The sequence below is a fragment of the Streptantibioticus silvisoli genome (genome assembly GCF_027947535.2).
GTDB lineage: Bacteria > Actinomycetota > Actinomycetes > Streptomycetales > Streptomycetaceae > Streptantibioticus_C > Streptantibioticus_C silvisoli.
Genome location: NZ_JAAGKO020000029.1, coordinates 13,180 through 38,205, shown reverse-complemented (window position 1 = coordinate 38,205; position 25,026 = coordinate 13,180). Strand labels below are relative to the sequence as shown.

General features: G+C 71.4%; 21 protein-coding genes and 2 pseudogenes. 14 read left to right on the top strand and 9 right to left on the bottom strand.

Translation table 11 applies throughout. The annotated features are described in order from the left end of the window. Nucleotides 1-341: 341 nt before the first annotated feature. Entirely contained in the window at nucleotides 342-974 is a 633-nt protein-coding gene (locus POF43_RS19930) for a cyclase (RefSeq protein ID WP_271316706.1), read from the bottom strand. Between the two features lie 490 nt (nucleotides 975-1,464). Beyond that, nucleotides 1,465-2,070: a TNT domain-containing protein gene (locus tag POF43_RS19925; protein ID WP_271323100.1), complete on the bottom strand. Its 606-nt coding sequence runs from the start codon at nucleotides 2,068-2,070 to the stop codon at nucleotides 1,465-1,467. Nucleotides 2,071-2,585: 515 nt separating this feature from the next. Between POF43_RS19925 and POF43_RS35160 the strand changes: the two are divergent. Continuing rightward, a pseudogene (locus POF43_RS35160) lies at nucleotides 2,586-2,784 on the top strand (Tn3 family transposase); the annotation flags it as partial. A 57-nt stretch (nucleotides 2,785-2,841) separates the two neighbouring features. Here POF43_RS35160 and POF43_RS19920 read toward each other — a convergent pair. Continuing rightward, nucleotides 2,842-4,083 carry an MFS transporter gene (locus tag POF43_RS19920; RefSeq protein ID WP_271323099.1) on the bottom strand — a complete coding sequence of 414 codons (1,242 nt, stop codon included), beginning with the start codon at nucleotides 4,081-4,083 and terminating at the stop codon, nucleotides 2,842-2,844. Between the two features lie 140 nt (nucleotides 4,084-4,223). Here POF43_RS19920 and POF43_RS19915 point away from each other — a divergent pair, with 140 nt between their 5' ends. Beyond that, nucleotides 4,224-5,159: a LysR family transcriptional regulator gene (locus POF43_RS19915; RefSeq protein WP_271323098.1), complete on the top strand. Its 936-nt coding sequence runs from the start codon at nucleotides 4,224-4,226 to the stop codon at nucleotides 5,157-5,159. A gap of 183 nt (nucleotides 5,160-5,342) precedes the next feature. Here the strand turns inward: POF43_RS19915 and POF43_RS19910 are convergent. Then, nucleotides 5,343-5,609, bottom strand: a pseudogene (locus POF43_RS19910) (site-specific integrase); the annotation flags it as partial. A 608-nt stretch (nucleotides 5,610-6,217) separates the two neighbouring features. Here POF43_RS19910 and POF43_RS19905 point away from each other — a divergent pair. The 4 genes from POF43_RS19905 (at nucleotide 6,218) to POF43_RS19890 (ending at nucleotide 10,329) form a co-directional block, all read left to right on the top strand. Next, nucleotides 6,218-6,796 (top strand): transglycosylase SLT domain-containing protein, encoded by a 579-nt coding sequence (locus POF43_RS19905; protein WP_308217748.1) that lies wholly within the window; start codon nucleotides 6,218-6,220, stop codon nucleotides 6,794-6,796. A gap of 311 nt (nucleotides 6,797-7,107) precedes the next feature. Beyond that, on the top strand, nucleotides 7,108-8,070 hold the full coding sequence (locus POF43_RS19900; protein ID WP_303659548.1) for a LysR family transcriptional regulator: 963 nt from the start codon (nucleotides 7,108-7,110) through the stop codon (nucleotides 8,068-8,070). A 108-nt stretch (nucleotides 8,071-8,178) separates the two neighbouring features. Further along, complete coding sequence (locus tag POF43_RS19895) at nucleotides 8,179-9,294, top strand: FAD-dependent oxidoreductase (RefSeq protein WP_271323811.1); 1,116 nt, start codon at nucleotides 8,179-8,181, stop codon at nucleotides 9,292-9,294. 561 nt (nucleotides 9,295-9,855) lie between these two features. Next, on the top strand, nucleotides 9,856-10,329 hold the full coding sequence (locus tag POF43_RS19890; RefSeq protein ID WP_271323812.1) for an SRPBCC family protein: 474 nt from the start codon (nucleotides 9,856-9,858) through the stop codon (nucleotides 10,327-10,329). A gap of 520 nt (nucleotides 10,330-10,849) precedes the next feature. Here POF43_RS19890 and POF43_RS19885 read toward each other — a convergent pair. From POF43_RS19885 to POF43_RS19875, 3 genes are read right to left on the bottom strand one after another with little or no spacing between them, the layout of a single operon-like run. Beyond that, on the bottom strand, nucleotides 10,850-10,981 hold the full coding sequence (locus POF43_RS19885) for a hypothetical protein (protein WP_271315487.1): 132 nt from the start codon (nucleotides 10,979-10,981) through the stop codon (nucleotides 10,850-10,852). After that, entirely contained in the window at nucleotides 10,978-11,418 is a 441-nt protein-coding gene (locus POF43_RS19880; RefSeq protein ID WP_271323813.1) for a hypothetical protein, read from the bottom strand. The genes POF43_RS19885 and POF43_RS19880 overlap by 4 nt, the downstream gene beginning before the upstream one ends. Then, entirely contained in the window at nucleotides 11,415-11,774 is a 360-nt protein-coding gene (locus POF43_RS19875; protein ID WP_271323814.1) for a GntR family transcriptional regulator, read from the bottom strand. The genes POF43_RS19880 and POF43_RS19875 overlap by 4 nt, the downstream gene beginning before the upstream one ends. A gap of 816 nt (nucleotides 11,775-12,590) precedes the next feature. Here POF43_RS19875 and POF43_RS19870 point away from each other — a divergent pair. Then, a complete protein-coding gene (locus tag POF43_RS19870; protein WP_271323815.1) occupies nucleotides 12,591-13,181 on the top strand; it encodes an HdeD family acid-resistance protein in 591 nt (196 codons plus the stop codon). A gap of 102 nt (nucleotides 13,182-13,283) precedes the next feature. Here the strand turns inward: POF43_RS19870 and POF43_RS19865 are convergent, their stop codons facing one another. After that, entirely contained in the window at nucleotides 13,284-14,000 is a 717-nt protein-coding gene (locus tag POF43_RS19865; protein WP_271323816.1) for a VOC family protein, read from the bottom strand. Nucleotides 14,001-14,304: 304 nt separating this feature from the next. Between POF43_RS19865 and POF43_RS19860 the strand changes: the two genes are divergently transcribed. Continuing rightward, on the top strand, nucleotides 14,305-15,075 hold the full coding sequence (locus POF43_RS19860) for a GNAT family N-acetyltransferase (protein ID WP_271323817.1): 771 nt from the start codon (nucleotides 14,305-14,307) through the stop codon (nucleotides 15,073-15,075). 184 nt (nucleotides 15,076-15,259) lie between these two features. On the opposite strand, the gene POF43_RS19855 is transcribed toward POF43_RS19860, so the two are convergent. After that, nucleotides 15,260-16,090, bottom strand: a complete 831-nt coding sequence (locus POF43_RS19855) for an oxidoreductase (protein ID WP_271323818.1) — start codon at nucleotides 16,088-16,090, stop codon at nucleotides 15,260-15,262. A gap of 503 nt (nucleotides 16,091-16,593) precedes the next feature. Between POF43_RS19855 and POF43_RS19850 the strand changes: the two genes are divergently transcribed. The 6 genes from POF43_RS19850 to POF43_RS19825 all read left to right on the top strand — a co-directional run bounded on the left by POF43_RS19850 (nucleotide 16,594) and on the right by POF43_RS19825 (nucleotide 24,954). After that, entirely contained in the window at nucleotides 16,594-17,412 is an 819-nt protein-coding gene (locus tag POF43_RS19850) for a hypothetical protein (RefSeq protein WP_271323819.1), read from the top strand. A gap of 475 nt (nucleotides 17,413-17,887) precedes the next feature. Further along, nucleotides 17,888-18,484, top strand: coding sequence for a TetR/AcrR family transcriptional regulator (locus tag POF43_RS19845; RefSeq protein WP_271324983.1), 597 nt, complete (start codon nucleotides 17,888-17,890; stop codon nucleotides 18,482-18,484). A 444-nt stretch (nucleotides 18,485-18,928) separates the two neighbouring features. Next, nucleotides 18,929-22,036, top strand: a complete 3,108-nt coding sequence (locus POF43_RS19840; protein WP_271324984.1) for a non-ribosomal peptide synthetase — start codon at nucleotides 18,929-18,931, stop codon at nucleotides 22,034-22,036. Between the two features lie 77 nt (nucleotides 22,037-22,113). Further along, nucleotides 22,114-22,272, top strand: coding sequence for a hypothetical protein (locus tag POF43_RS19835; protein ID WP_271324985.1), 159 nt, complete (start codon nucleotides 22,114-22,116; stop codon nucleotides 22,270-22,272). 134 nt (nucleotides 22,273-22,406) lie between these two features. Continuing rightward, nucleotides 22,407-22,991, top strand: a complete 585-nt coding sequence (locus tag POF43_RS19830) for a methyltransferase family protein (RefSeq protein ID WP_271324986.1) — start codon at nucleotides 22,407-22,409, stop codon at nucleotides 22,989-22,991. Nucleotides 22,992-23,592: 601 nt separating this feature from the next. Then, on the top strand, nucleotides 23,593-24,954 hold the full coding sequence (locus tag POF43_RS19825; protein WP_271324436.1) for an acyltransferase: 1,362 nt from the start codon (nucleotides 23,593-23,595) through the stop codon (nucleotides 24,952-24,954). Nucleotides 24,955-25,026: the final 72 nt, after the last annotated feature.

Below are 25,026 nucleotides of genomic sequence, written 5' to 3'. Positions count from 1 at the left end.
GGCATTCCAGCAGCGGACTTCTTCAGCGCGGACCGCCGCGGGGCGAACCTCTCCGGGGGAGTGCTTCGGAAGACTTCTCCAGGGGACTGCTTCGGGCGGATCGCTTCGGGGGACTTCTCCAGGGGACGGCTTCAGGCAGACGGCTTCGGGCGGACCGCTCCAGACAGACCGCTTCGGGCGGACTTCTCCAGGCGGACCGCTTCGGGCGCCCGCCCCTTCACCGCCCGCCCCGCGCCGACCCGGCGCCGGCCCCGCCGCTGACCCCGCCACCGACCGACAACCGACGGCGGCCCGGCATCGCACCCGCAGTCGCGGACGCGGACGCCGGACCGCCGGAGGCATCAGCTGACAGACGTGGAACTGAGTACCGGAGAGTCCGGGATGTAGCAGGTGGTCGGAACAGTCACGGTGATGATGCTGATGCTGACGCTCGCGTTGAACGTCAGGCCCGGGTCGGTGTAGCTGGTGCCCGCGATCTGCGTCTGGACGGTGCCGCCGGAGGCACCGGCGGTCAGGTCGAGGGTGAGCGTCGGAAGCGTGAAGGTGCTGCCCCCGGCGATCGGTCCGGGCAGGCTGATGACGAGGTCGCCGCCGCTGACCGCGACCGTCGCGCCGGAGACCGTGCCGCCGGAGAGCGACTCGCCGGTGAGGGTCGCGCCGGAGGGGACGGGCAGGGAGAGCTTCAGGTCGCTGATGGAGTTCACCGTGTCGCCGCTGACCGTGGTCGGCACGGTGAGCGGGTCGGGCGCCAGGGTGGCGGTGAAGGCACTGCCGGCGGCCACGGAGGCGGGCGCGGTGCCGTCGACACCGGCGGCCAGGGTGAAGGTCTGCGCCGAGCCGATCGGGGGCGTCGCCTGGCAGTCGAAGCTGACGGGAACGTCCGCGGCGACGGCCGGGGAGGCGGCCAGCGCCATCGCCGCCAGGCCGGCGGCCACTGGCATGCCCATACGGAGCAGAACGGATCTGGTCTTCACGGTGTCACCTCATGTCCGTGGGGGTGACGCGCACATGACATCGCGCCAGGACGCTCCCAGAATGGGAGTACGGCCCTCCGGTCACAAGAGGTCGCACACGGCACAGGGGCGGATTCCAGTCACAGCGGCGGTCCCGGCGGGGTGGCGCCGGGGACGGCCGGGACGGAGGAGTGGTTGCCCGGTGCGGGCGACGCTCACCGTGGGGACTGCGCCGGCCGCTCCACGCGCGGGGCCGGGCAACTCGACTGCGCCGTCGTCGGCCCACAGCTCGCGGAAGCGGAACTCGCCCTGGAAACCGGGCAGTTCCGTCAACGGCTCTCGCTGGGCACCGTGCTGCAGCGTGACTCATGCGCACGCCCTTCGTGCTGAACGGGCGTTCCCTGGTCGGAGCACATGTTCAGCACGAAGGCCGCTTCCGCGTACGCCGGTTACCGAACCGATTCATCAAGTGCGACGCACCGTTCGGCGCCGGGCTCCGATGCTCGGGCTGTCAGCGCCTCACCAGGCGGCCTTGGAGCGATCGCTGGAGACGCGATCTGTCGCTCAGGCGGGTCACCGGCACGATCTCCTCCAGATTGTTCGAGGTGATCAGGTTCGGGATGGTGACGCTCGTCACGTACTGGAGGCCCAGCCCGTGCTGGCCGAACCAGGGCCTGATGGGGCCGGCCTGGACGGTGAACGGCGTGACGACACGGTAGAGGTGGTAGTTGAAGGCGGGGTCGGTGGCGGAGAACCTGTCCAGGTTGGTCGGCGGGAGGGCACGGTTGACGTACGGCGTGCCCGCCGGCGCCAGGAAGTTGCCGCGACCGCTGCCGAACAGGTCGACCAGTTGTCCCTTGCGAAGCGCCGTCGGCCGTTCCACCGGGCGTCCGTTGCGGAGGACGAACCCCTGATTGTCCGGATACCACCAACCGGACTGGTTGGTCAGCTGGGCGGTCTGCCAGTAGCACCCGAGGAACCAGTAACGCGATGTGTCGTCCTGCGGACGGTAGCCCCGGAGCATCCGGCCGATGGGGCCGGTTCGGGTGAGGTAGCTGGGTCCCAGTCGCCAGTCACCGCGGTAGTAGTTCTGGAGCGGCGGCGGCGCCGTGTTCACGCTGGCAGCCCGGTCCCTGGTCGGGCAGTGGGCGCCGTGGCGGGAATGTGCGTCGTCGGCTTGAACCGTGGCTGCTGTGGTGCCGACCAGTGCGAGCGACGTGATGACGCTCAATACGAGACGTCGCAGTGCGCGCATCCGAGTCCTTTCTCCTCCGGCGCCGGCAGGCGCCGAGTGAACGGGCATGTCTGTCGGCGCGAAAAGGCTTCGAATCGCTGAAACCCCGTCACGCAACACCGCGAAGTCAACGCTCGGCCATACGGTATGACTGTGTGACAGCACGAGCAGGCCACTTGAATGGCGCCAGAAGATGCCCCGGGTGGCTGAGGAACGTTGGCGGAGCTGGGCGAAGCCCGGTCAGGTCAGCCGTACGGCAGCGGAATACGGGCATCACCGCGGCCTCGGGTGCGGACCGCGCCCAGCAGCCGGACGCAGCCCGTCGACCGGGCCGTCCTCAACGCCGCCGTCCTCTTCAACACCCACCACATGGACGTTCAACACCCGCTACACGGACGTTCAGCACTCGCTACGTGGACGCCGCGGTCAACCAGTCGCGCGCGGACGGCTTCGACGTCCGTGTCGAGGACGTGGCCCGCCTTTCGCCGTTCGTGCGGCATCACATAAACATGCTCAGGCCGGTACTCGTTCCGCCTCCCCGGCCTGCCCGGCGGCCTGCGTCCGCCGCGCGACCCGGAGACGGTCGACGGGGCGTGACTCCGGGGCGGGCGGCCGTCACGGCCGGGATGGTCCCGGGGGTGACGGTTGTAGCGGTCATCGGCTCGTAGCCGGTTCCGGCTCGTGCTGCGCTGTCCGGTCGGGTCGGGGAAGCAGGAGCGGCGTGGTCAGGATGAGCAGTCCAGCGGCCGTGAGAGCGGTGCGGGGGCTGGTGACGTCGGCGAGCAGTCCGGCGAGCGCGGTGAGGATCGCGATGGACGCCTGCTGGCCGATCGACCAGGCCGACAGGGTGCGGGCGACGAGATGCCTGGGGGTGTGTTCGAGCCGATAGGTGGCGAGCACCGGGCTGTACAGGCTCATGTTGATGATGATGGCCAGCTCGACGGCCATCACGGTGACGAGACCGACGACGCCGGGGCGGACGAAGGCCAGGCCGATCAGCCAGATGGCGCGCAGGGTGCCGACGGTCCGGAAGACCGCGTCCCGGCCGTAGCGGGTCACGACACGGCGGGCCAGCCGGGAGCCGATGAGTCCGCCGACGCAGGGAGCGGCGAAGGCGAGGCCGTACTGCCAGGGTGGGAACCCGAGCTGGCGCAGCAGGAGCACGGCCAGCAGCGGCTCGGTGGCCATGATCAGACCGCCGACGAGCATGTTGTTGAGGTAGAGCGCGCGCAAACCTGGGTGGCCCAGGAGGTGTCGCCAGCCGTCGAGCAGCGCGCCCGCCCGGAGCGGGCTGCTGCCGGTCGTTCGCGACGCTTCTTCCTGGCCGCGGATCGCGGTGATGCCCAGCGCGGAGAGCAGGTAGCTGAGCGCGTCGGCGACCACGGTGGTGACCGGCCCGAACAGGCCGATCGCCGCCCCGCCCAGTGGTGGCCCGACCGCAATGGAGCTCCAGTTCGTGGACTCGAACCGCGCGTTGGCGACGAGCAGGTCGTCCGGCCGGACGAGGGCCTTGAGGTAGGCGCCGCTGGCCGCGTTGAAGGCGATCTTGGCTGCGGCGACCACGGCCGAGACCACGAGCAGCTGGACGAACCCGAGCCACCCGAGGGCGTAGGCCACGGGGATCGTCGCCATGGCCGCAAACCGGGTCAGGTCCATCATGATCATGACCGGGCGCTTACGCCGGAACTCCATCCACGGCGCGAGCGGCACCGCGATCAGCGCACCCACCGCGGGCCCCACCGCGGACAGTGCGGACACCTCGGCGGGTGCGGCATGCAGCGCCAGCACGGCGATCAGCGGCAACGCCCCGAACCCCAGCCCGGACCCGTAGGCGCTCACCGCATATGACGCCCACAACCAGCCGAACTGCCGGCCCAACCGTCTCCTGCCCACCATGCTCAGCGCACTCCCCTCGAGATCCCACCCGAACAAACCGACGTTGACCGATGAGAGGTAAGCGGGCAGGACAACGGCAGGTCAAACAACCGACCTGCCAGCAATCCACAACCATTGGTTGTTCTCTAAGGTGAGTTGGCGTGGATCTCGAAGCAGTACGTACCTTCGTCGCCGTCGCGGAAGCGGGCCAGTTCCAGAAAGCCGCCACCGACCTGTCGATCACCCAGCAGGCCGTGTCCAAACGCGTCGCCGCGCTGGAGCGCACCCTCGGCGTGCGATTGTTCATCCGTGCCCCACGCGGCGCTGGGCTCACCATCGATGGTCAGGCGTTCCTGCCCCACGCACGCGAGCTGCTGCGCGTCGCCGAGCGTGCGGGCGCGTCCGTACGCCCCGGCCGCTGTCCGCTGCGCGTCGACGTGATCGCCTCGCGCAGCGCGCAGTCGGGCCTGATGCGCGGTTTCCACCGCGCACACCCCGACATCGACCTCGACGTGATGATGCTGTTCGATATCGGGACGGCCGTCACCGCCCTTCTCTCCGGTGCGATCGACGCGTCCTTCCGCGCCGTGGCCGCGCCCGGCCGGCCCCTGCCGGAGGACATCGCCTCCGTCCGGGCCTTCGACGAGCCGCTCCAACTCGTCACCGGCCCCGCCCACGCACTTGCGGGCGCCCGGTCGGTGCCCCTCGCCCAGCTCACCGGGCACCGGATCTGGATGCCCGGCATCGCCCCCGGTACCGAGTGGGGCGCCTACTACGACGACCTCGTCGCCGCGTTCGGCCTCACCATCGAGGTGACCGGCCCCAACTTCGGCTCCGACGCCCTCCTCGACACCGTTTCCGGCACCTCGGCCCTGGCCACCTTCATGGGCGAGCCCGCCCGCCTCGTCTGGCCCGCCGGCCACGGCCTGCGCCGCATCCCGGTGACCGACCCGACGCCCGTCTACCCGCACTCGCTCCTGTGGCACCGCGACAACCCCCACCCGGCGCTGGCCACCCTCCGCACCCACCTCGCCGCCACGACAACCGGCCACGACGCCGCCGGGACCTGGGCACCGGGCTGGGTGATTCCGCGCTGAGCGCCCCCGTCCGCGCGGGCCAGCCCTGCCCTGCGCAGGCGGTCAACGGCGGGCGTCGCCGGGGGCGAGCAGGCTGGCCAGCTCGGAGATCGCCCCCGGGGAGGGCCCCGGCGGCGGGCGCATGTCCCATACGTCACCAGGCTCGAACTCAGACCGGGCCTTGGTCCGGGCGCCCTTGGCCTAGACCGGGCCACGACGCCCGGCGAAGTCCAGCTCCTCGATGCCGACGCCCATAATCTCCTCGGACCGCCCGGCGGTCTCGTAGAGCATCCGCCACAGCGTCTTCTCCCGCAGGTACACCTCTCTGCGCGCGATCAGCCGGTCGGCCGCCATCTTCGAGCGGGCCGGGGTCTCGGAGTCCGGCACCGCCAGCCGCTTCGCCCCGGCCGGGACCATCGAGCCCCCGCAGCCTCGCTCACGGCACGAACCGAGCCAGGGCAGCACTGCCGCCCCCAGAGCTGCGCGGCGCCTTGCCGGCCGGGCCACGGAGTCCGGCGCCCGCCCTCCGACGGTTCGACGGAGCCACACCCGTCCTCCGGACCGTTCGACGGAGCCGTTCAGCCCCTCAGCCACCCCGGATCGCGGCCCGCCGTCACGCGTACGGAACGTTCGATAACTCGCGGTGGAGATACGCCCCGCCGCACACCCGCATTCGCTCGCAACGCCATGGAAAATCGCCACGCATCGGTATCCGGGCACTCACCCTGGGCCATCTGGAACCCCGCCCCAAGTGACGCCGACAACAGGATCCACGTCACACACGAAGGCATCTAGTACCCAATGTCCCGACGTGAAGACCATGTAAAGGCCGTAACGATCGCGCAAACGTGCCGCAGCGCCGGAGAAACCGAGGCCGCCAACTACCCGAGGTCGTACGTCACACAATTGCTTCGCGCTTTTCGGGTCGCTAAGAATGGCCGAGCCGCAGGGAACTGTGCTGCAACACAGCGAATAGCCAATTGGCCCCTGCGACCCGACCGGATAGGACACGAGACCTCATGCCCATTCCCGCCGCTTTCAACCGCACCGCCCGAACCGTTCGCAACCAGACCGCCCGTATGACCCGGAAGCAGAAGCTCTCCGCCAGCGTCATGGCCGTCGTGGGAGCCTCCGTTCTGGCCGGCGCGGTGGCTCCGGGTGTGGCGCAGGCCGCCCCCGCGCCCCACTCCGCAGTCGCAACGACCCGGACCGCCTCCCAGCAGGCCCACAGCGCCGTCCTCAAGGGCGGCAGCGCCAAGAAGGCCGCCCACACCGCCGGCGGGCACGGCGCGGACAAGTCGATCGCGTTCAAGACCGCCGCCAAGACGATGCCGGCCCAGAACAACCTGGACGGCTGGATACACCAGGCGCTGGCGATCATGCACAAGCACCACATCGCCGGCAGCTTCGAAGGAATCAAGCGGAACGCCCTGCGTGAATCCAGCGGCAACCCGCACGCGATCAACAACTGGGACATCAACGCGCAGAACGGCGTTCCGTCCAAGGGTCTGCTCCAGGTCATCCCCCCGACCTTCGCGACCTACCACGTCGCGGGCACCTCGAAGAACATCTACGACCCGGTCGCCAACATCGTCGCCGCCTGCAACTACGCCGAACACCGTTACGGCTCGATGGACAACGTGGACTCCGCGTACTGATCGCGGAATTCACCACAACCACATAGCAGAACACCCGGGTGGGCCCCGGAGGCGAATGCGCCTCCGGGGCCCACCCGTTGGCATCAGCAGAAAATCCTCACCCCCCATCGAACAGTTCAAGCTCCGCCCCCGACGCCGGGCCCCGACCACCCCCACTCCGACACCGCACCCCGCTCCAACACCCAGTCCCGCTCCGACATCGGGCCGCCCCGCCCCGCCCCCGTCAGGACCTCCGGCGAGCGCCCAGGACTCTCCGCCACGCGGGTCGTACCGCCTCACGGCAGGAACAGCACCCGGGCCCGATCTCTACCATGGCGTCGGTGAACCTGGACCTGAACCTGCTTGTCGGGCTTGACGCTCTGCTGGAAGAAGGCAGCGTCGGCGGAGCGGCGGACCGCCTGCGCCTGTCGCAGCCGGCGATGAGCCGCACGCTCGGGCGTATCCGCCGGGCGACCGGGGACCGGATCCTCGTGCGGTCCGGCCGGGTGATGCTGCCGACGCCGTACGCCGAGGCGGTGCGGGAGCAGGTGCACGCGCTCGTCGAGCAGGCCCGGGCCCTCCTCGGTCCCACGGGCGAGGTCGATCCGACCTCGCTGGACCGGACGTTCACCCTGCGTTGCCACGACGCCCTCACGCACGCGGCGGGTCCGGCGATCGTGGCGGCCGTGCGGGCCGCGGCACCGGGCGTGCGGCTGCGTTTCCTCGCGGAGTCGGCGGTCGATGACGACGACCTGCGGCGCGGGCGGGTGGACCTGGAGATCGCGGCCGGCCTGCCCCGGCAGCCGGACCTGCGCTCGGAGATCGTCGGCGGGGGGACGCTCCTCGCGGTGGTCCGCACCGGGCACCCGGCCAGGACGCTGACGTCGCGGAGCTACGCGGCGTACGAGCACGTGACGGTCTCGCGCCGCGGACGGCTGCACGACCCGCTCGACGAGGCCCTGCGGGCCGAGGGGCTGAATCGCCGGGTCGTGGTCTCCGTGCCGACGACGGCCGCCGCCTTCCGCCTGGTCGCGAGCAGCGACCTCGTGGTCGCGGTACCCGAGGTGCTCGCCCGCGCCGGCCTGGACGCCGCCGGGCTGCGGAGCATGGCACTGCCGTTGACGCTGCCGCCGGTCGACCTGGCCATGAGCTGGCACCTGCGGTACGACGGTGACGCGGCGCACAGCTGGCTGCGGGCCCGCGTGCGCGGCGCGCTCAGCACCGCCGGGGTCACGGCCCCCGGTCCCGGCCAGCCACTCACCCACACCGGTGGATCGCCGCAACCGAACGCGTAGACACATGCACCGGGGTAATAGAAGACATCGCGAGTATGCATTTGAAAGCAAGTCTCCCTCCTCCTAACGTCTGGGATGCCGGTCCATCACATCCGTGGAGGTAGAGCAATGCGCGTGATCATCGCTGGTGGAGGCATCGTCGGTCTGACGACGGCGACGGCACTGCGCCGGGCGGGCGCGGACGTCGTGGTCTGTGAGCAGGCTCCCCAGGTCCGGGCGGCCGGTGCTTCAATAGGCTTGTGGCGCAACGCACTTGAGGTGTTCGCCGGCATCGGCCTCGGTGAGCGTGTGGACGCGCTGGGAACCGGGGTCTCGACCTGGTTCTACGACGCCTCGGGACGCGGCTTCCGTGCGCCGGGTGCCACCGACGAGGACCATGACTTCCTGCTGGTGCCCCGCCTTCAGCTCAACGAGCTACTGGCCGCAGCGGCCGGCGGCTCGACCGTCCGGTACGACAGCAAGGTGATCGGCTTCGAGGAGGACGGCGACGCGGTCACGGTGCGGTTCGCCGACGGCAGTCACGAACGCGCCGACCTGCTCATCGGGGCCGACGGTGTCTTCTCCCGGGTCCGTGAGCAGCTTCTGCCGGGGTCCACCGCACAGGAACACCGCGGTCACCACGCCTGGCGCGCGACGGTGCCCTCGCGGAACGAGCCCGCACGGGGAAGCGTGCTGACCGTCGGTTCCCGACGCAGCCGCGGCGGCTACGTCCGGACGTACGGCGGCATGACCATGTGGATGGTCAACCAGTTCGACTGCTCGCCGCTTTCCGGCAGCCTGAAGCGACAGGCCCTCGAACGCGCCGCCCACCTCAATGACAACGGGTGGAACGACGCGCTGGTGGAGCTGATCGAGGCGACCCCCGACGAGGCGATCCTGCACAACCGGGTCATGCTGGTCCCGCCCCTCCCCCGGTGGACGTCCGACCGCGTGGTCCTCATCGGCGACGCGGCACACGGGCTGTCACCCCACATAGCCGCCGGGGGAACGCTCGGCGTCGAAGACGTCGGCGTACTCACCCGGGAACTGGGCGGGCAGCCCGACCTGCGACAAGCGCTGAAGGCGTACGAGGCGGACCGCGCCCCTCGCTACGCGTCGGTACGGGACTTCTCCCTCGCCGTCGAGAACGCGGCCACCGCACCGCAGTACGCCGAGCACTACGCGGCGTTCAGTCACTGGATGCTGGCCGGAGCTCCCCGCCCGGACCAGGCACGGACCAGGTGAACGACGGTGCGGCCGGCCGACCGACGTAAACGCCGTGCCAACCCGGCGGGACAGCGGTGCTGATCGGCGCGGGACGCCGACGCTGATCGCCGCGTGCGGAAACGCGACGACGCCGGCCCGGGACCGGCCGCCCGCAACCCCTGTCCCTACCTCCCCGCGGCCGATGTTCACCCGGAGACGGTGAACGGGCTCTGCCAGCGCTCACGTTGACCGGAGACGGCGGACGGACCCCATCAACGTTCACCGTGACCGCAGACCGTGGTCACACCCCGCCGACCTTCACCTCAACCGCAGACAGTGCACGCACCCCGCCAGCGTTCACCCCAACCGGCGAAACCGCTTCCTCCGGTGCCGAACTCCTCGTCGGAGCCGCGGTATTGCGCCGCGAACTCGACAAGCGGTCGGTGTGTTGCCAGGGTGGGGGCGCCCTGTTGATACCGGCGATCATGACACGGACGGCACCTGCGGCCGCCCGCTCACGGCCCGGCACCGCATCCCGCTGTGAGGAGCGCATCCCATGAAGTACTCCGCGACCGTCCGTACCGCCGCCGGAACCCGGTGATGGCCGCCACCGGCGTCACCGTCGTCGAGTCCGCCCCGCTGCTGGTGAGCCGCTCGGTCGAGGTCGACGCCCCCGCCGGCGAGCTGTTCGCCCTGCTCGCCGACCCCCGCCGGCACCACGAACTGGACGGCTCGGGCACCGTCCAGGCCACCGTCTCCGGCCCGGACCGGCTGTCGGCGGGAGCGAAGTTCTCCGTCGGCATGAAGCAGTTCGGCCTGCCCTACCGGATCACCAGCGAGGTCACCGGCTTCGAGGACGGCACGCTCCTGGAATGGCGCCACCCCGCCCAGCACGTGTGGCGCTGGGAGTTCACCGCCCTGTCCGCCGGCACCACCCGGATCACCGAGACCTGGGACGCGCGTTCCGCCAAGGCGGTCCCGGCCACGATGTTCAAACTGCTGAGCTACGGCCGCAAGAACGCCACCGGCATCGAGGCCACCCTGACCCGGCTCCAGCAGCGCTACGCGCACTGACCCACTCGGCCGCCGCACCGGTGAACTCGCCGTGCGTCCGCCCCACCGGTGAACTCACCGGCCGGGCGCCCGCTCGATCGGGCGAGCCGAACTCGCCTGCCCGGACGGCGACTTCGCGCCCCGGGGCGACGCGTGGCACGCCGGGTCCACGATCCCGGCGGCACGGGACCGTACCGGCCAGAACGGCGCCTGAACCGGCCCCCGTCCCTCCACCTGGCGGAGGGACGGGGGCCGGCTGTGGCGACGCGCTCGGCGCAGCGGCGGTCGGGCCGGCACTTCCTCCGCCGCGATGTCGCGACGAACGACAGCGCGGGTGCCCGGGTTCACACCCCGATTCACGCCGGGAAACGGCAGCCCCGACGAGGCTGGGGGAACCGAGCAGCATCCGGAGTTCGCCGCGACTCGGCACCGACGACAACACCCGCCGTACGCATTGCGGTTGGCGCTGCCGGTGAGTTGGCGGCGAGCCCGGCGGACGACAGCAGTCGCGACGCGGCCACGGACGCAGCCACGGACGCGGTCAGCGCACCAGCAGTCCGACGGCGACCACCACCACGATGATCACGGCCGTCAGCGTCCATCCTTGCCAGGTCTGCGGGCGCAGGCCCCAGCCCACGCGCTTGGGTCCGAACCAGGGTCGTTGATCGGTCATCGGTCGTCCTTTCGGTTCGCGGCCGCCAGGGATGCGGCGGCGCCGGGATCGGGGGTGGTGATGCGCAGGACCTCGCCGTCGGTCAGCTCGACGACGAGTGCCGGGCCGCGGCGGGGGGTCAGGCGGCTGGCACGCCGGTTCCAGGGCAGGCCGAGGCCGAACGCCTGGGCGGTGGTGAGGGTGGTGCACGACACGGACGCCACGGCCCACCGGGGAATCGTCCGGGACCTGCCCCAGGGGCCCTGCGCGACGCGCAGCCCGTCGGCGCCGAGGGCCAGCCGGACGGTGCCCAGGTACACACCGGTGGCGACCAGCACGAGGGCGACGGGGACCGCGACCGGCCAGGGCCGGATCAGCAGCGCCGCGACGACGCCCAGCGCGACGCCCACCACGACGTGACCGCGGGCGACGACGGTGCTCGTGTAAGCCGTCGTCATCCCAACTCCCGCAACAGATCCGTCAGTTCGTCCACGCCCCAGCCGTGGCGCAGCCCCTCGGCGAGATACGTGCGAGCCGCTTCGACGACAGCGCTACGGGCGATGGCGGGCGCGTCGACCGCCGGGCCCACCCGCACTCCGCGTCCTCGACGGAACTCCACGATCTCCTCCTCGCGCAGGACCCGGTAGGCGGCCAGCACGGTGTTGGCGTTGACATCGAGCACCTCTGCCAACTCCCGGGCCGACGGCAGCCGTTCACCGGCCGCCAACTGCCCCCGGACGAGGGCGAGACGGACCGATGAGGCGATCTGCTCGACCAGCGGCTCGCGCGCCGCCGGATCCACTTTCCACAACATGATGCTAATGAATCTAGCACCATCATCCTGGATGGCAAGGGCGGAGCCCCTTCGACACCGCTCCGGGTTCGACGAGGGCACCCGCGACAGCCGTTCGACGGGACCGCGCGCGACAGCCATCAGCACGCGCGAGTTCGACCGGGCGGCAACACCCACCGGCCGACCGGCGCCACGGGCCACCGGGCCCCGGCGCGCGCGAACGCTCAAGCACGCCCTATTAAAACCACCGCAGTGGTGTTTTTAGTGCTACGCTGACCGCCTCACCCGTCTTGAGCTGGGAGGAATCCGAATGACCGTGTCACGCCGCGCGGCAATTGGTCGCGGCGTGAGAGGTGCGGAAGTCCGACCGTCGCGCGGCGGCGCGAACCTCATCGGCCGTCGAGAAATCAGGCGGCCGGGATCAGTACCCGGCGGAGGAAGAAGTCCAACTCGCTCACCCGTGCGGGAAGTCCGACTCGCCTCCCGGTACGGGGACCATTCCGGTGGCCGAGTGCCGCAGCCGGTCGACTCCTCGGACCCCGGTCAGCCGTCAAGTCCTCCCGGCGCCCGGCGGACCGGGGCAACGACGGCGAGGTCGCCGGTGACGGCGATCGGGTGAGGTCACCGGGCACACGGGCGGCGTGGGCAACGACCTCGGTCGCGGTCCCGCCTTCACCGAACGCGGCGCCTGCCGAATGCCATCAGCGCGGTTCAGGCGGCATGTCCGGACTCGCCGGGGATGCCGCTCGAGCGGACATCGCCACAGCAGAACATGTCGAAGTGCGGAAAGTCATCCACCCGCTCGGGCTCAGGTCGCGGAGCGCCAAGGAGTGTCACGTGTCAACAGTCGATCAAGCTCCGTCCGCCTTCAACTCGCCGAGCCGGGCTCAGCGGGCCTTGTGGCCGCTGTACTTCGTCCGCGGCGCGTTCGCCCTCGTCTGGGCCGCCGCGTTCACCGCCTCCGGCGATCAACTGACCGCCGCGACCGTCACGTTGCTCATCGTCTACCCGGCGATCGACGTCATCTCCTCCGCGTATGACGCCTCCACGCACCGGACGACCGGACCCGCGACGATGCAGTGGGTCAACGCCGCCATCAGCACCGTCGCCCTGATCGGCCTCGCTGTCGCCAGCGCCCAGAACACCGCGTCGGTGCTGCGCGTCTTCGGCGCCTGGGCCACGGTCTCCGGTCTGATGCAGCTGATCGTCGCGCTCCGTCGGCGTCGCCAACTCGGCACACAGTGGGCCTCGTTGATCAGTGGTGGGCTCTCCACCGTTGTCGGTATCACCTTCAACGTCATGGCCGGCTCCCATCACGCACAGCTCAGCATGTTGAGCGGCTACGCCTTTCTCGGCGGCCTCTTCTTCCTCGTCGACGGCTTTCTGCTGCGCCGCCGGCACCGGATTCACCCGGGTCAGCACGTCTGACGATCCGTCAGCGAATGCCGAAGGTCCGAACTCCGCTGTGCGGCGTAGTTGTTGGCCCGGACTGGCGGCTCGCGAGCGCCCCCGGGACGGCCACCGGGTTCCTCAACGGGCGTCGCCGTCCAGCAGTGCGGCGGCCGAGCGGCGACGGATCACGGTCTCGGCACCGTCGGCCAGCCGGACCGCGACCGCCAGCAGGCCCGGCTCGTCGCCGCCCACCACCCGCAACGGCAGCCGCTCGAAGGTCACCTCGCCGACATGCCGCACGATCTCCTTCTCGTCACCGCACACCTCGATCCACGCCACGCCCACCGGCGTGCGGGGGTTCGCCGGCGCGGTCGAGCCGACGGACACGGGCCTGCGGGCCGGGTTCGTCGCCGGGTCCGGGCGGTAGTACCAGTTGGGCAGCCCCTTCCTCCAGAGGTCGAGCAGGAGAGGGCCGCCCGGCGCGCTGGTGATGGTGCGCCGCACGCCGTTGGGCTCGGTGCGGCCGGGCACGCGCGCGACCTCGCCGCCGAGGCGTTCGGCGACCTCGTGCAGTTCTTCGAGGGTGTCCGTGCGCAGGGACCAGAACATCCACCGGTCCAGTCCGCCGCGCGTCGCCCGTCCGAACCACCCGGCCGGCTCGGGCGCCCGGGTCGGGTCGACGACGGCCTCCACCTCGACGTAGACGTCACCGCCCAACGGGAAGATCGTGTTGCCGAGCCCGTGCTCCTCGAAGACCCCGCCCTCGTAGGACCCCAGCCCGGTCTCCGCCGCCAACCGCCGTACGCCGTCAGCCAGTTCCGGTACGCCGAGGCACATGTGGTCCAACCGGATCATGTCGCGCTCCTCGCTTCCGCCCCCCGGAGACTTCCTCCGGTTACGGGCTTCCGACCGTACCCGAGGACGTACCCGCACCTGCGGCAACCCCCGGCGCGAAACCGAACTGCCGGACGGCCAGCGGGACTTCGACGCGGCCCGGGGATGTCTACCGGCGCCGTTCACCCGCGGTCGACACGTCATCAGCGGCCGATGACGCCCCGTGCTTGACGACGTACCGACAGCGGCTCGTGATGTGTCAGCATCGGCGGACGTTCGTCGCATGCCCTGGAGAAGGTCGTACGCCGTGGGGAAGGTGGTGTCAGTGTCGGCAGCGCACGCCGTGGTCGGCCCGGAGGTGGTCAGGGGCTTGCAGGAAGGGGCGGCACGGGCGCTGCCGGTCGAGTACGTCGAGCACGTCGAGGGGTGGTGGATGCGCCACTCCCCCGGCGGCCCCTGGTGGGCCGGAACGGTCCTGCCGCACGGCGGAGTCGGGCCGGAGGAGTTGCTGCGCCGGGTCGTGCGGGCCGAGGAGTTCTACGCCGCGCACGGCGTGGTCGCCAGGATCCAGATCGCTCCGGGAGCGTGTCCGCCGGGACTTGACGCGCTGCTGGCGGAGCGCGGCTACCGCGCGGAGAGCCCGGTGTCGTTGCAGGCCGCCCTGTCCGCCCGCGTCGCTGACCTGCCGGCCGCGGGGCCGCAGCGGGTCCGGGTGGACGACCGGCCGACAGCCCGCTGGCTCGACGCCTGGCACGCTGTGAAGGGAGGAGACCCGCTGGCCGAACGGGACCGGCTCACCCGGCTGGAGCAGCCGTGCGGCTATGCCCGGGCGACCGTCGGGGACGAGGCTGTCGCGGTGGGCCGCGTGGTCGTCGACGACGGCTGGGCGGGGGTGTTCGGCATGGCGACGCTCCCCCGGGCGCGTGGCACGGGGGCGGGTCGCCGCCTTCTCGCGGCGCTGGCCCGCTGGGCCGCCGCCCACCGGGCCGACCGCATGTACCTCCAGGTGGAGCACGGCAACGTCCCCGCGCTCCGGCTGTACGAGAAAGCGGGCTTCACCGAGATCTGCGCCTTCCACTACCGCACGAAGGGCTGATCCGCGGGGTCGGCGCTCGGGCGACCGCTCGGGCGACGCCATGGCTTACGTCGGAGAAGAGCAGCCCCGGTCCGGGACCAGGACCGCGAGCCGGCGTCGGCGTCGGCGTCGGCGTCGGCGCATCGGCCGTCCGGTGACGGCGGCATCGCGTGAACGCCTCCGCTGACCACTACTTGACGGTCCGTCAGCTGACGAAGCCGGTGCTCCGGCTGGTCCGTTCCCAGGCGTCCAGTTCGGTGCGTTGGGCCTGTTCGACGGCGCGGTAGCCGTCGACGGCGTTGTCCCCGAGGAGGAGCAGGAACGGGGGTTCGGGGGCTTCGACGGCCGCGATGAGGGCCTGGGCGGCCTTGGCGGGGTCGCCCGGCTGGGTGCCGTGGGCGCTGTCGTTCTCCTTGCGGCGCTTGCCGGCGGTGCCGGCGTAGTCGGCGATCGCGGTTCGGGACTGCCGGAGCGAGCGTCCCGCGAAGTCGGTGCGGAACCCGCCGGGCTCGACGACCATCGCGGTGATGCCCAGCGGCGCCGTCTCCTTGCGCAGCGAGGCGGTCATGCCCTCAAGGGCCGCCTTCGTCGCGGAGTAGTAGCCGGAGCCGGCCGGGGAGATCCGGGCCCCGATGGAGGAGATGTTCGCGATGACACCACTACGGCGGGCGCGCATGCCGGGAAGCACCGCCTTGATCATGTCGACCGCGCCGAAGAAGTTGGTGGCGAACAGCTCCCGCACGTCGTCGGCACCGGCTTCCTCAACGGCGGCGCGGTAGCCGTAGCCGGCGTTGTTCACCAGCACGTCGATGGCACCGAACCGCTCCTCGGCGGCGGCGACCGCGGCCGTGACCTGCTGGTGGTCGGTCACGTCGAGCGGCAGCGCGAGCGCGGTGCCGGGGTGCGCGTCCGCGAGGTCCCGCACGTTCGCGGTGTCGCGGGCGGTGACCACGGCGTTGTGACCGCCCGCCAGGACGGCCTGCGCGAGGGCGCGGCCGAGTCCTGTCGAGCAGCCGGTGATGAACCAGGTGGACATCGGGCGGTTCCTTCCTGCGGACGGTCACATCCGGTGGGCACGGGGCGCACGGTACGGGCTCCGGCGCCCGACAGCACGGTAGTGGCACCGGCGGCGCGGGACGTTCGGCGGCACGGCTCCCGGCGTGCGGTGGCGCGGGCGTTCGGCGGCAGCTCCCGCGTTCGGCGGCACGCCGCTGCGAGGGGAACGGGGGGTGCGGGACCCGGGAAGCGGCACGCGTGGGGAGGCAGGGGCACGAAGACACATGGACGCGAGGAGGCGGGGGACGTGAAGACACCGCGGATGCGAGAAGTGGCGTATGCGAGACAACGGGCGGCACCGAGGAACGCGGCGCGCGGGGCCGGCAAGGGGACGGAAGGGCGACGGCGGTATGACCGCGCGGGGTGAGGGCCCGGCCGCGGTATCACCCCGGACGTCACCTCAGGGGTGACGTCCGGACGGCGCCGGCTCGTTAGCGTTTCACGGGTAACGCCGTGGTCGGCAACCTCTCGAAGGATGTATCCGTGAACGTGCTGGAAATCCTCGCGATCATCGCGATCGTGGCCTATGTGATAGGCCGTCAGCTACTCGGGGAACCGCTCCGCGCCAAGCGGCTGGTCGTGCTGCCGGCGGTGCTGGCCGTGGTGGGCGTGTCGGATCTCGCCAAGGGTGCTCACACCCCCGGCACGGCCGATGTCGTCTGCCTGCTGGTCAGTGGGGTCCTCTGCGCCGGTATCGGCTTCGGGCAGGGAGCCGTGACGCACCTGGAAACACGCGATGGCGCGCTGTGGGGCCGGATGCCGCCGAAGGGCCTGTGGCTGTGGCTGGCGCTGGTCGTCTCCCGGCTGCTGATGACCCTCATCGCGACCGGCCTGCACGCCGGGGTGGCGTCGTCGACGAAGCCGATGCTTCTGCTCCTGGGGATCAACCGGCTCGCGCAGGCCGGCGTCGTCGCGTTCCGGGCGATGACGGCCGGCGTGCCGTTCGCCCCGGAGCAGGACCGCGGGGCATCGCGCGGCGGACGGCCGCACCGGTCGCAGGCTCGCGGCGCGGACATGTTACGTCCGGCCGGCGGCGGTTTCCCCTCCGACGGTTTCCACCGTCCCGCGTTCCGGCCGGAGCCGGGCCGCACGACCGCCGGCCCGGACTACGGCGGCACGTTGCCGCAGCCTCCCGCGTCCGGCCCCGGCCAGGAGTGGCCGACCGCCCCGTCGGCCGCCTCGTGGTCCGCCCGCCCGGATCGGGTGTCCGGGGACCCCGGCGCCGGAATGCTCAACGGCGCGGGACTGAAGGGGATCGTCCGCGAACTGGGCGCCGCGTTCGTCAACAGCCGCCGCCGGTGACCGGCCGCACCGCGCTGGCCGGCTCCGTCGCGGACGGCTGGTTCCACCGCGGCCGGTCCCGCCATCGATGGGGGCTCCGTCGTCAATGGCCGGCCCCACCGCCGATGCCCCGGCCCGCGCTGTCGGCACCACCGCAGTCGCCGGCCGGTGCAGTCGCCGGCCCACCGCAGTCACCGGCCCGGCACCGGAGCGGGCGAGGGCGTCCGTCGTTGCGGTACGCACACCGGATCGCCGACCCGGCATGGCCGGCCCCCGCCACGGAGGAAGCGATCGGCACCGCCGGGCCCCGCGACCTCGAACCCGTCAGCGCCCGTCAACGCCCGCCAGCACGGTCAACGCCCGCCAGCCCCCTCCGCCCCCGTCATCACCCCTCAGCCCCCTCAGCGGCCCCCTTCCAGCTCACGCAGTGGATGACCCCCAATGCGCGACCAAACCCACCGCTCCAGTGGTTTTGGCGCTTGGCTACACTCCCCCCATGAGCGCTCACGCCCGCCGAGAACCCCGCGGCCCCTACGCCAAGGGCATCAGCAGGCGGCAGGAGATCCTCGAAGCCACGCTCGAAGTCTTCGCCGAGAAGGGCTTCGAGGGCACCTCGTTGACCGCGATCGGCGAGGCGGTCGGCGTCACGCGGGAGGGGATGCGGCACTACTTCCGCTCCCGCGAGGACCTGCTCCTGGCCGTCATGGCGGCAGCCGATGAACGTGCTCGTAACGTCAGCATGGCAGCCGATGACGACGGCGTCCTCGCGCGGATCATCGCGGGTGCCGAACACAACGCGAGCGTCCCGGGCCTCATCGCCCTGTACACCACTCTGGTCGCCAGTTCGGTCGCGTCGGGAAACAAGCGGTCCCGGGCCGTCTTCACCGAGCGGTTCGAGAACCTGCGAACCCAGATCGCTCAAGCCGTCGAGCAGGGACAGGCCAAAAACGAGATCCGGCAGGACCTGCCGCCACGGGTCGTCGCCTCGCTCATCATCGCGGCGTCCGACGGACTGTCGATGCAGTGGACACTCGATCAGCACGTCGACGTCCTCGAAGGGATGCAGTTGCTGCGGAAGCTGCTGCTGCCCTGACCGTAGCGCCAGGCCGAGCCACCGCGTTGCCCCTGCCGGTCCGAGCCGTTCGACCGGCGACGGTCGCCGGTCGATCAGCCACGTCCGACACCATCCGCGGCCCGCGCCCCGGCGGAGGTGACACGACGGCGCCCCGTGAATCACCGCCGCCCAACTCCAGCCCCGACGCCAGCTTCAACCCCAACCCCCATCCCCGGCTGGATATCGGCGAAAACGAGACTGGACACGGCACTGGGAGCTGCCGTGCCGACGCACCTTCGACGGACGGACCAGCGGTTCGCGGTCTTCCACGGGCCCGGAACAAAGGACTCCACATACCCAGCCTGATGGTCGGCCCAACATGCGTTTCCGCTATGGGCAGTTGATCTAGGGGGATCACTAACATCCGTCGCCCGATGATGCTCGCGAGTCCACAACGAGGTGGACCGCCGTCAGGAGGCCCGTATGTGTCCCGTCCCCCGGCAACAACACGGCTACCGCAGGGCGATTTCAGCCGGCGAGTGGCTCTACGCCGGCATGGCTCCCCGCAACTCCAACATGGTCCAGTACGTCGTGGAGGGCGCGGGAACGCTGGAAGAACGGCACCTGGCCGAGGCGGTGGCCCGCGCGTCGCAGGCCAGTCCCGGGACCCGGCTGGTGCGCGACGGCCGGTACCTGGTCGACAGCGGTGTCGCGCCGCGTGTCCGGGTCATGGAGGCGGGCTCGTTCGACCAACGTGCCCTGGACGCACCGGCGTTGCAGGAGATGCTGCGCAGCCCCGGTGCCACGTTCGAGGTGCTGCTCTTCCCCGGCGCGGCGGAGGGCCCCGGCGTCCCCGGGGTGTCGGCCACCGTGGTCTTCCGCGCCTGGCACGGCGTCACGGACGCCCGCGGGCTGATGCTGTGGATCGAGGACATCTTCCGGGTGCTGCGCGGCTCCGAGCCGTTGGGCGCGCCGTCCACCCTCAGCAGGGAGGAGTTCCTCGAACAGCTGGAGTGGCCCGGCGGGCTTCCGCCGATCCCGCAGCGCGTCGGCGAGCTGGTGTGGTCCTCGCCGCTGGGCCCGCTGCCGCGAAGACCCCCGGGCAGGACGCTGTGGCGCCGTCGGACGGTCGACGGAAGCCACCCGGCGGCAACGGCGAAGGCGGCAACGGCGGTTGCCGAGGTGTACGGCCCGGAAGGCGGCGGCCGCTTCTTCGTCCCCGTCGACCTGCGTCGGCACACTCCGCAACTCCGGTCGACGGGCTGGCTGTCGCAGGCGTTCGTGCTGGACGTCACCGCCGGGGACAGCTGGCAGGAGGTGCACGCACGCGCGCTGAAGTCACTCGCCGACGGGGCGGAGCTGGCGGTGCGTACCGACCCGCGGACGCTGAAGACGCCGCTGGCGCTGATCCGGCTGTTCTCCTCGGCGGTGGACCGGACCGCCGTGCGGAAGAACCAGTACTCGGCGCTGTCCTTCATCACCCATCTGGGCGTCCACGACCTGGCGTCCTTCAGCACGGACGGCTTCACGGCGACCGCGCTGTACGCGCTGGGCGGTACGGGTCCCGGGGCTCCGCCGTCGATCGACATGGTCGAGAGCGGCAACCGTACCGAGGTGACCGTGACGTGGCAGGACGGGCCGGGGGTCGCGGAGCGCGCGCAGGCGCTGCTGGACGTGGTCGAGGAGGCGCTCTCGCCCCGGCGGAACCGCGTGTGGGCGGGCAACGACACCGCGCGCGAACTGACGTCGGGCGCTTCGGTGGTGCGGCGCTTCCGCGAGCAGGTACGACGCGCCCCGGACCGTATCGCGCTCAGCGGTCCCGAAGGGCCGGTCACCTACGGTGAGTTGAGCCGGCAGGCCGACGCGGTGGCCACCGCGCTGCGGGAGCGGGGCGCGGGCCCCGGGACCGTGGTGGGGCTGCTCGCCGATCGATCGGTGGCCCTACTGGCAGGTTTGTGGGGGGTGTTGCGGGCCGGCGCCTGCTACCTGCCGATGGACGTGCAGCACCCGGACACCCGGCTGTCGGGCCTGCTGGCGGACGCCGGGGCGGCCTTCTGCCTGGTGCAGGAGCCCTACGGGCAGCGGGCGGTCGTACCGGAGGGCTGCGAGCAGGTGGAGCTGGACCGCCTGACGGAGTCCCGCGGCCCGGAGCAGGGCGGCGAGCCGCCGTTCGAGGACGCCGAGGTGTCCCCGGACGATCTGGCGTACGTCATCTACACCTCCGGTTCGACGGGCCGCCCCAAGGGCGTGCAGATCGAGCACCGCAGTCTGGCGCACTACGTCGAGTGGGCGACCCGGGAGTTCGGGGTGGACGCGGACACCCGGCTGCCGCTGATCACCTCGCCGTCGTTCGACGTCACGGGCACCTCGGTCTTCCTGCCGCTGCTGGCCGGCGGTGAGGTCGTCCTGATGCCGCTGGAGCCGAGCCATCTGTCGCTGCGGCAGTTGTTGCAGATCTCGGGTGCCACCATGCTCAACCTGACGCCGTCGCACCTGGACCTGATCGGACAGCTCGACATCGCGCCGTCCGGCTTCCGCAGCGTGGTCGTCGTCGGCGAGCAACTGCGGGTCGAGGTCGCCGCGCGGGCCCAGCAGATGTTCGGACCCCGGTGCCGGATCATCAACCTCTACGGTCCCACCGAGGCGACGATCGGCTGCACCGCGCACACCTTCCGGGCTGGGGAGGACACGGGCATCGCGGTGCCGATCGGGGTGCCGGCGGACAACACCAGCGTGCATCTGCTGGACGAGGGCCGGCGTTTCGTGGCGCAGGGGGACGTCGGGGAGATGTACCTGGGCGGCGTGCAACTGGCCCGCGGATACCTCGGCCGCCCCGACCTGGACCGTGAGCGCTTCGTCCGTCTCGCCGACGGCAGCCGCGTCTACCGCACGGGCGACCTGGCCCGCGTCATGCCGTCCGGAGGTCTGGAGTTCGTCGGACGCATCGATGACCAGGTGAAGGTGCGGGGGCACCGGGTCGAGCCGGCCGAGGTGGCGAAGACACTGGAGGACCATCCGGGGGTGACCCGGGCGGTGGTGGTCGCCAGGGCCAGGACCGGGAGCAGCTCGAAGGCGTTGTACGCGTACGTGGTGACCGGCTCCGACGTCTCCGAACAGCAGGCGCTGACAACGGAGTTGACGGCGTACGTCGCGGAACGACTGCCGCGTTACATGGTGCCGGCGGCGATCGTCGCGCTCCCCGGCCTCCCCTACACGGTGAGCGGCAAGGTCGACACGAAGGCACTGCCGGACGTCTTCGCCGACGACCCGGACGCCGGCCAGGACGCGCCCGCGGCCCAGGAAGGTCCCCGGGACCCGGTCGAGGACGCGGTGGCCCAGGTGTGGGCCCGCACCCTCGGGGTGGACCGCTCCCGGCTGGACGGCGCCTCGGACTTCCACCGGCTGGGCGGGGACTCGCTGTCCCTGCTCACCATGATCGCCGGGGTCTGCCGGACGGTACTGGACACCGAGGGGGAGGCGGCGTTCATGGCGGAACTCGCCCAGATCGCCGGGGAGCCGACGCTGGACCGGGTGGTCACCCTGTGCCGGAAGGTCGCGGGCACCTGGAACGTGGTGCCGTCGGCGGAGTGATCCGCGCGAGGGCCGGGTTACCGGCGAGCCCCCCACGGGCCACGCCCTTCGCGGGCGTGGCCCGTGGGGGGCGGCCCGTGCCGGCCGTGTGCGGCTTCGTCCTGGACAGCCTCGTCGCCGACCACGGTACGGCCGCGTTGATCGCCGACAGCTGGAACACCACCGCCGTCCGTCTCTACCGTGGTCTTGGCCTGTCATGGCGCCCCATCGCCGCCGCCCGCGTCATGGACCGCTGAAGCCGGTCCACCGGATTCGCCACTCACTCGCTTCGCCACTTACCCGCGCCGAACCGGAACCCGTTCGAGCGGTACGGCATCGTCATTCACCCGCGGTCGGCAGTCGCGGGACAACACCACTTAGGCTTCGGCGGATGAAGGCATACTTCGATCATCACGTGGTGAGTGGAGTGCTGTTCGGGGCGACGCTTGTCGTCTGGATGGCCAGTGAGCTCCGGCAAGGCCGCAAGACCCGCACCGAGGCCCAGAAGACGGACCGGCAGAGCTTCGCCGTGGCCCGGATCTGCGTCGGTGCGGCGTGGCTGGTGACGGCGTTGACTTCTTCCGCTCTGCCCGCCACCACGATCCACGGTGGCGGGATCACGTTCGGCGTCGGACTGGCCATCTGCTGGATGGGAATCGCACTGCGGTGGTGGGCCTTCCGTACGCTGGGGCGGTTCTTCACCTTCAAGGTCATGACCAGCGCGGATCAACCCGTCATCCGCACGGGCCCCTACCGCGTCCTGCGGCACCCCAGCTACACCGGGGCCGAGGTGGCCTTCCTCGGCATGGCCGTGATGTACGGCAACTGGATCGGCGTCGCCGCCCTCGCGGTGCTGCCCATGGTGGGCTTCGCCAACCGGATCCGGGTGGAGGAAGCCGCGCTCAACGCCACGCTGGGCGACGCCTACCGGGCCTTCGCTACCGGACGCAAGCGGATGATCCCCTTCGTCTGGTGATGTGCGGTGCCTTCTGGTGACACCGGGAAGCGGTGAGGTTGAGAGGGCGTCCGGCGTGCCTGGTTCCGCACCAGGGCTGTCCGCCTCCCCCGCAGGCACGGCGACCTCGCGCCGGCCGGCCCACCTCGCGCACCGGCCGCACCGCATGCACTACCCACCGCACCGGCCGTGCCGCACACGTACGCACCGCATACACCACCCCCACCGCCCGCACCCCACGCCGCGCACCCCGCTCCTGCCCCCCGCTGACGCGCGCGTCAACCCCGTACCCCCGAAGAACCGAGGAATCCCCTAAACCACATCCCCCCGGTGATCGGAGGCGGGCTTCGCGGCTGTTCCCTAGAGTCGCCCGCGGGCGCTGGCGCGCCGGCGTACGGCTGTGCTGGGCTGAGCCTCTCGCGGTCGACCGACCCGGGCGCGGGATTACGGTCCGTTCGCTCCTGCCGCGGCGGGCGGTTCGCGTCCCCGCTGGTACGCATAGGAGGCCCACAGCCGATGGGGAACGACAACAACAAGCTTCTCGATCAGGCACGCCAGTGCCCCCGCAGCGATGCCTGACCGGCGGAGCGGGCGCGCTGCGGCCGTCGCCTTCCGCGACACCGTGACGAGCACGGAGGAGCGGGTCTTCCCGGTGCGCGCGGGTGTGGCGACCGGGCAGCGGCTCCGGCTCAGCGGGTACGACCTGCTGACCGGTCCGGTCTACACGCCCCTCACGTTCTTCTTCCGCGAGACGCTGGACGGCGCGGCGCTGCGGGACTCGCTGTCCCGGGTGCTGCGCAACTATCCGCCGCTGGCGGGGCGGTTGAGCCGGGACGCCGACGGCGGACTGAGCGTGGTGTGCGACGACGCGGGCGCCCGGTTCACCGAGGCGTCCAGCCCGGACCCGATGCTGGACTACGGACCGCAGCTGCGCACGGAACCGGTCGTCGGACAGTTCCTGCGCGAGGTCGGGCCGTTCCGGGTGATCGACCGCGACACGCCGCTGCTGAAGGTGCGGCTGACGCAGATGCGCGGCGGCGGTTCGATCCTGGGTGTGGTCATCAACCACAGCCTGGCGGACGGCGCCAGCACGGTGGCGTTCCTGGAGAACTGGTCCCGCGAACACCTGGGGCTGCCGTATCCCACGCCCTGTCACGACCGCGGCCTGCTCGACGGGCTCGGGAAGCTGGCCGAGGACGACGAGACGGCCCGCGACCGCGCGTTCATCGCGGTTCCCCGGTGGCGCCATCTGGCGGCCATGGCACGCCTGGGGCTGAAGCGTCTCGCGACGGTGGCCACCCGTTTCTCCGCCGCCGAACTGGCCGCGATGAAGGAGACGGCGCTGGCCGGCCTGCCGGACTCCGGTTCCTGGGTCTCCACCAACGACGCGCTCACCGCGCACCTGTGGCAGGTGCTGGGCGACCTGCGCGACCGGCCGGCCGACGCCATGGAGTGGCTCGGCCTGATCGTCGGCGCCCACTCCCGGCTGGGCGACGCGCTGCCCGCCGACTACTGGGGCAACTGCGTCAGCAACAACTGGACCAGCACGTCGGCCGGCGAGCTGCGCTCGCAGCCGCTCGGCACCGTCGCGCGCTCGATCCGGGAAGGGCTGGAGGCCAACACCACCGCGAAGATCCGCGACGAGATCGCCTTCCTCAACGCCCACCGGCACCTGGGCGTGTCACGGCGCGTCATGTCGGTGCGGGCCGCCGAGGTCTTCGACACGTCGATCACGGTCAACAACTGGTCGCAGTTCCCGCTCTACCGCATCGACCTGGGCTCGGGCACCGCGTTCTGGTACGAGTTCCCCGACCTGCCGATACCCACGGTGCACATCGCGCCCACCCCGGGCGACGACGGTGGGCGGGACGTCTACCTGTGCGTGTCCCTGCCGCACGCCGAGGAACTGCGCACGCCCGCCTGGCAGGAGCGGCTGCACGCCCACGGCAGCCGCCCGGCCGTCGCACCGGCCCAGCGGACGTAGGCCGCCCGGGGTCCGGCTCCCCCAGCGCCGGCCCCCGGGCCACGGGCTCGCCTTCTCCACTCGTTCGGCGGG

Excerpts from the sequence above, each read along its gene's own strand:
- POF43_RS19920 (WP_271323099.1), bottom strand. The coding sequence starts at position 4,083 with ATGGTGGGCAGGAGACGGTTGGGCCGGCAGTTCGGCTGGTTGTGGGCG.
- POF43_RS19905 (WP_308217748.1), top strand. The coding sequence starts at position 6,218 with ATGACCCGGAAGCAGAAGCTCTCCGCCAGCGTCATGGCCGTCGTGGGA.
- POF43_RS19900 (WP_303659548.1), top strand. The coding sequence starts at position 7,108 with ATGGCGTCGGTGAACCTGGACCTGAACCTGCTTGTCGGGCTTGACGCT.
- POF43_RS19895 (WP_271323811.1), top strand. The coding sequence starts at position 8,179 with ATGCGCGTGATCATCGCTGGTGGAGGCATCGTCGGTCTGACGACGGCG.
- POF43_RS19890 (WP_271323812.1), top strand. The coding sequence starts at position 9,856 with ATGGCCGCCACCGGCGTCACCGTCGTCGAGTCCGCCCCGCTGCTGGTG.
- POF43_RS19885 (WP_271315487.1), bottom strand. The coding sequence starts at position 10,981 with ATGACCGATCAACGACCCTGGTTCGGACCCAAGCGCGTGGGCTGGGGC.
- POF43_RS19880 (WP_271323813.1), bottom strand. The coding sequence starts at position 11,418 with ATGACGACGGCTTACACGAGCACCGTCGTCGCCCGCGGTCACGTCGTG.
- POF43_RS19875 (WP_271323814.1), bottom strand. The coding sequence starts at position 11,774 with ATGTTGTGGAAAGTGGATCCGGCGGCGCGCGAGCCGCTGGTCGAGCAG.
- POF43_RS19865 (WP_271323816.1), bottom strand. The coding sequence starts at position 14,000 with ATGATCCGGTTGGACCACATGTGCCTCGGCGTACCGGAACTGGCTGAC.
- POF43_RS19855 (WP_271323818.1), bottom strand. The coding sequence starts at position 16,090 with ATGTCCACCTGGTTCATCACCGGCTGCTCGACAGGACTCGGCCGCGCC.
- POF43_RS19845 (WP_271324983.1), top strand. The coding sequence starts at position 17,888 with ATGAGCGCTCACGCCCGCCGAGAACCCCGCGGCCCCTACGCCAAGGGC.
- POF43_RS19840 (WP_271324984.1), top strand. The coding sequence starts at position 18,929 with ATGTGTCCCGTCCCCCGGCAACAACACGGCTACCGCAGGGCGATTTCA.
- POF43_RS19830 (WP_271324986.1), top strand. The coding sequence starts at position 22,407 with ATGAAGGCATACTTCGATCATCACGTGGTGAGTGGAGTGCTGTTCGGG.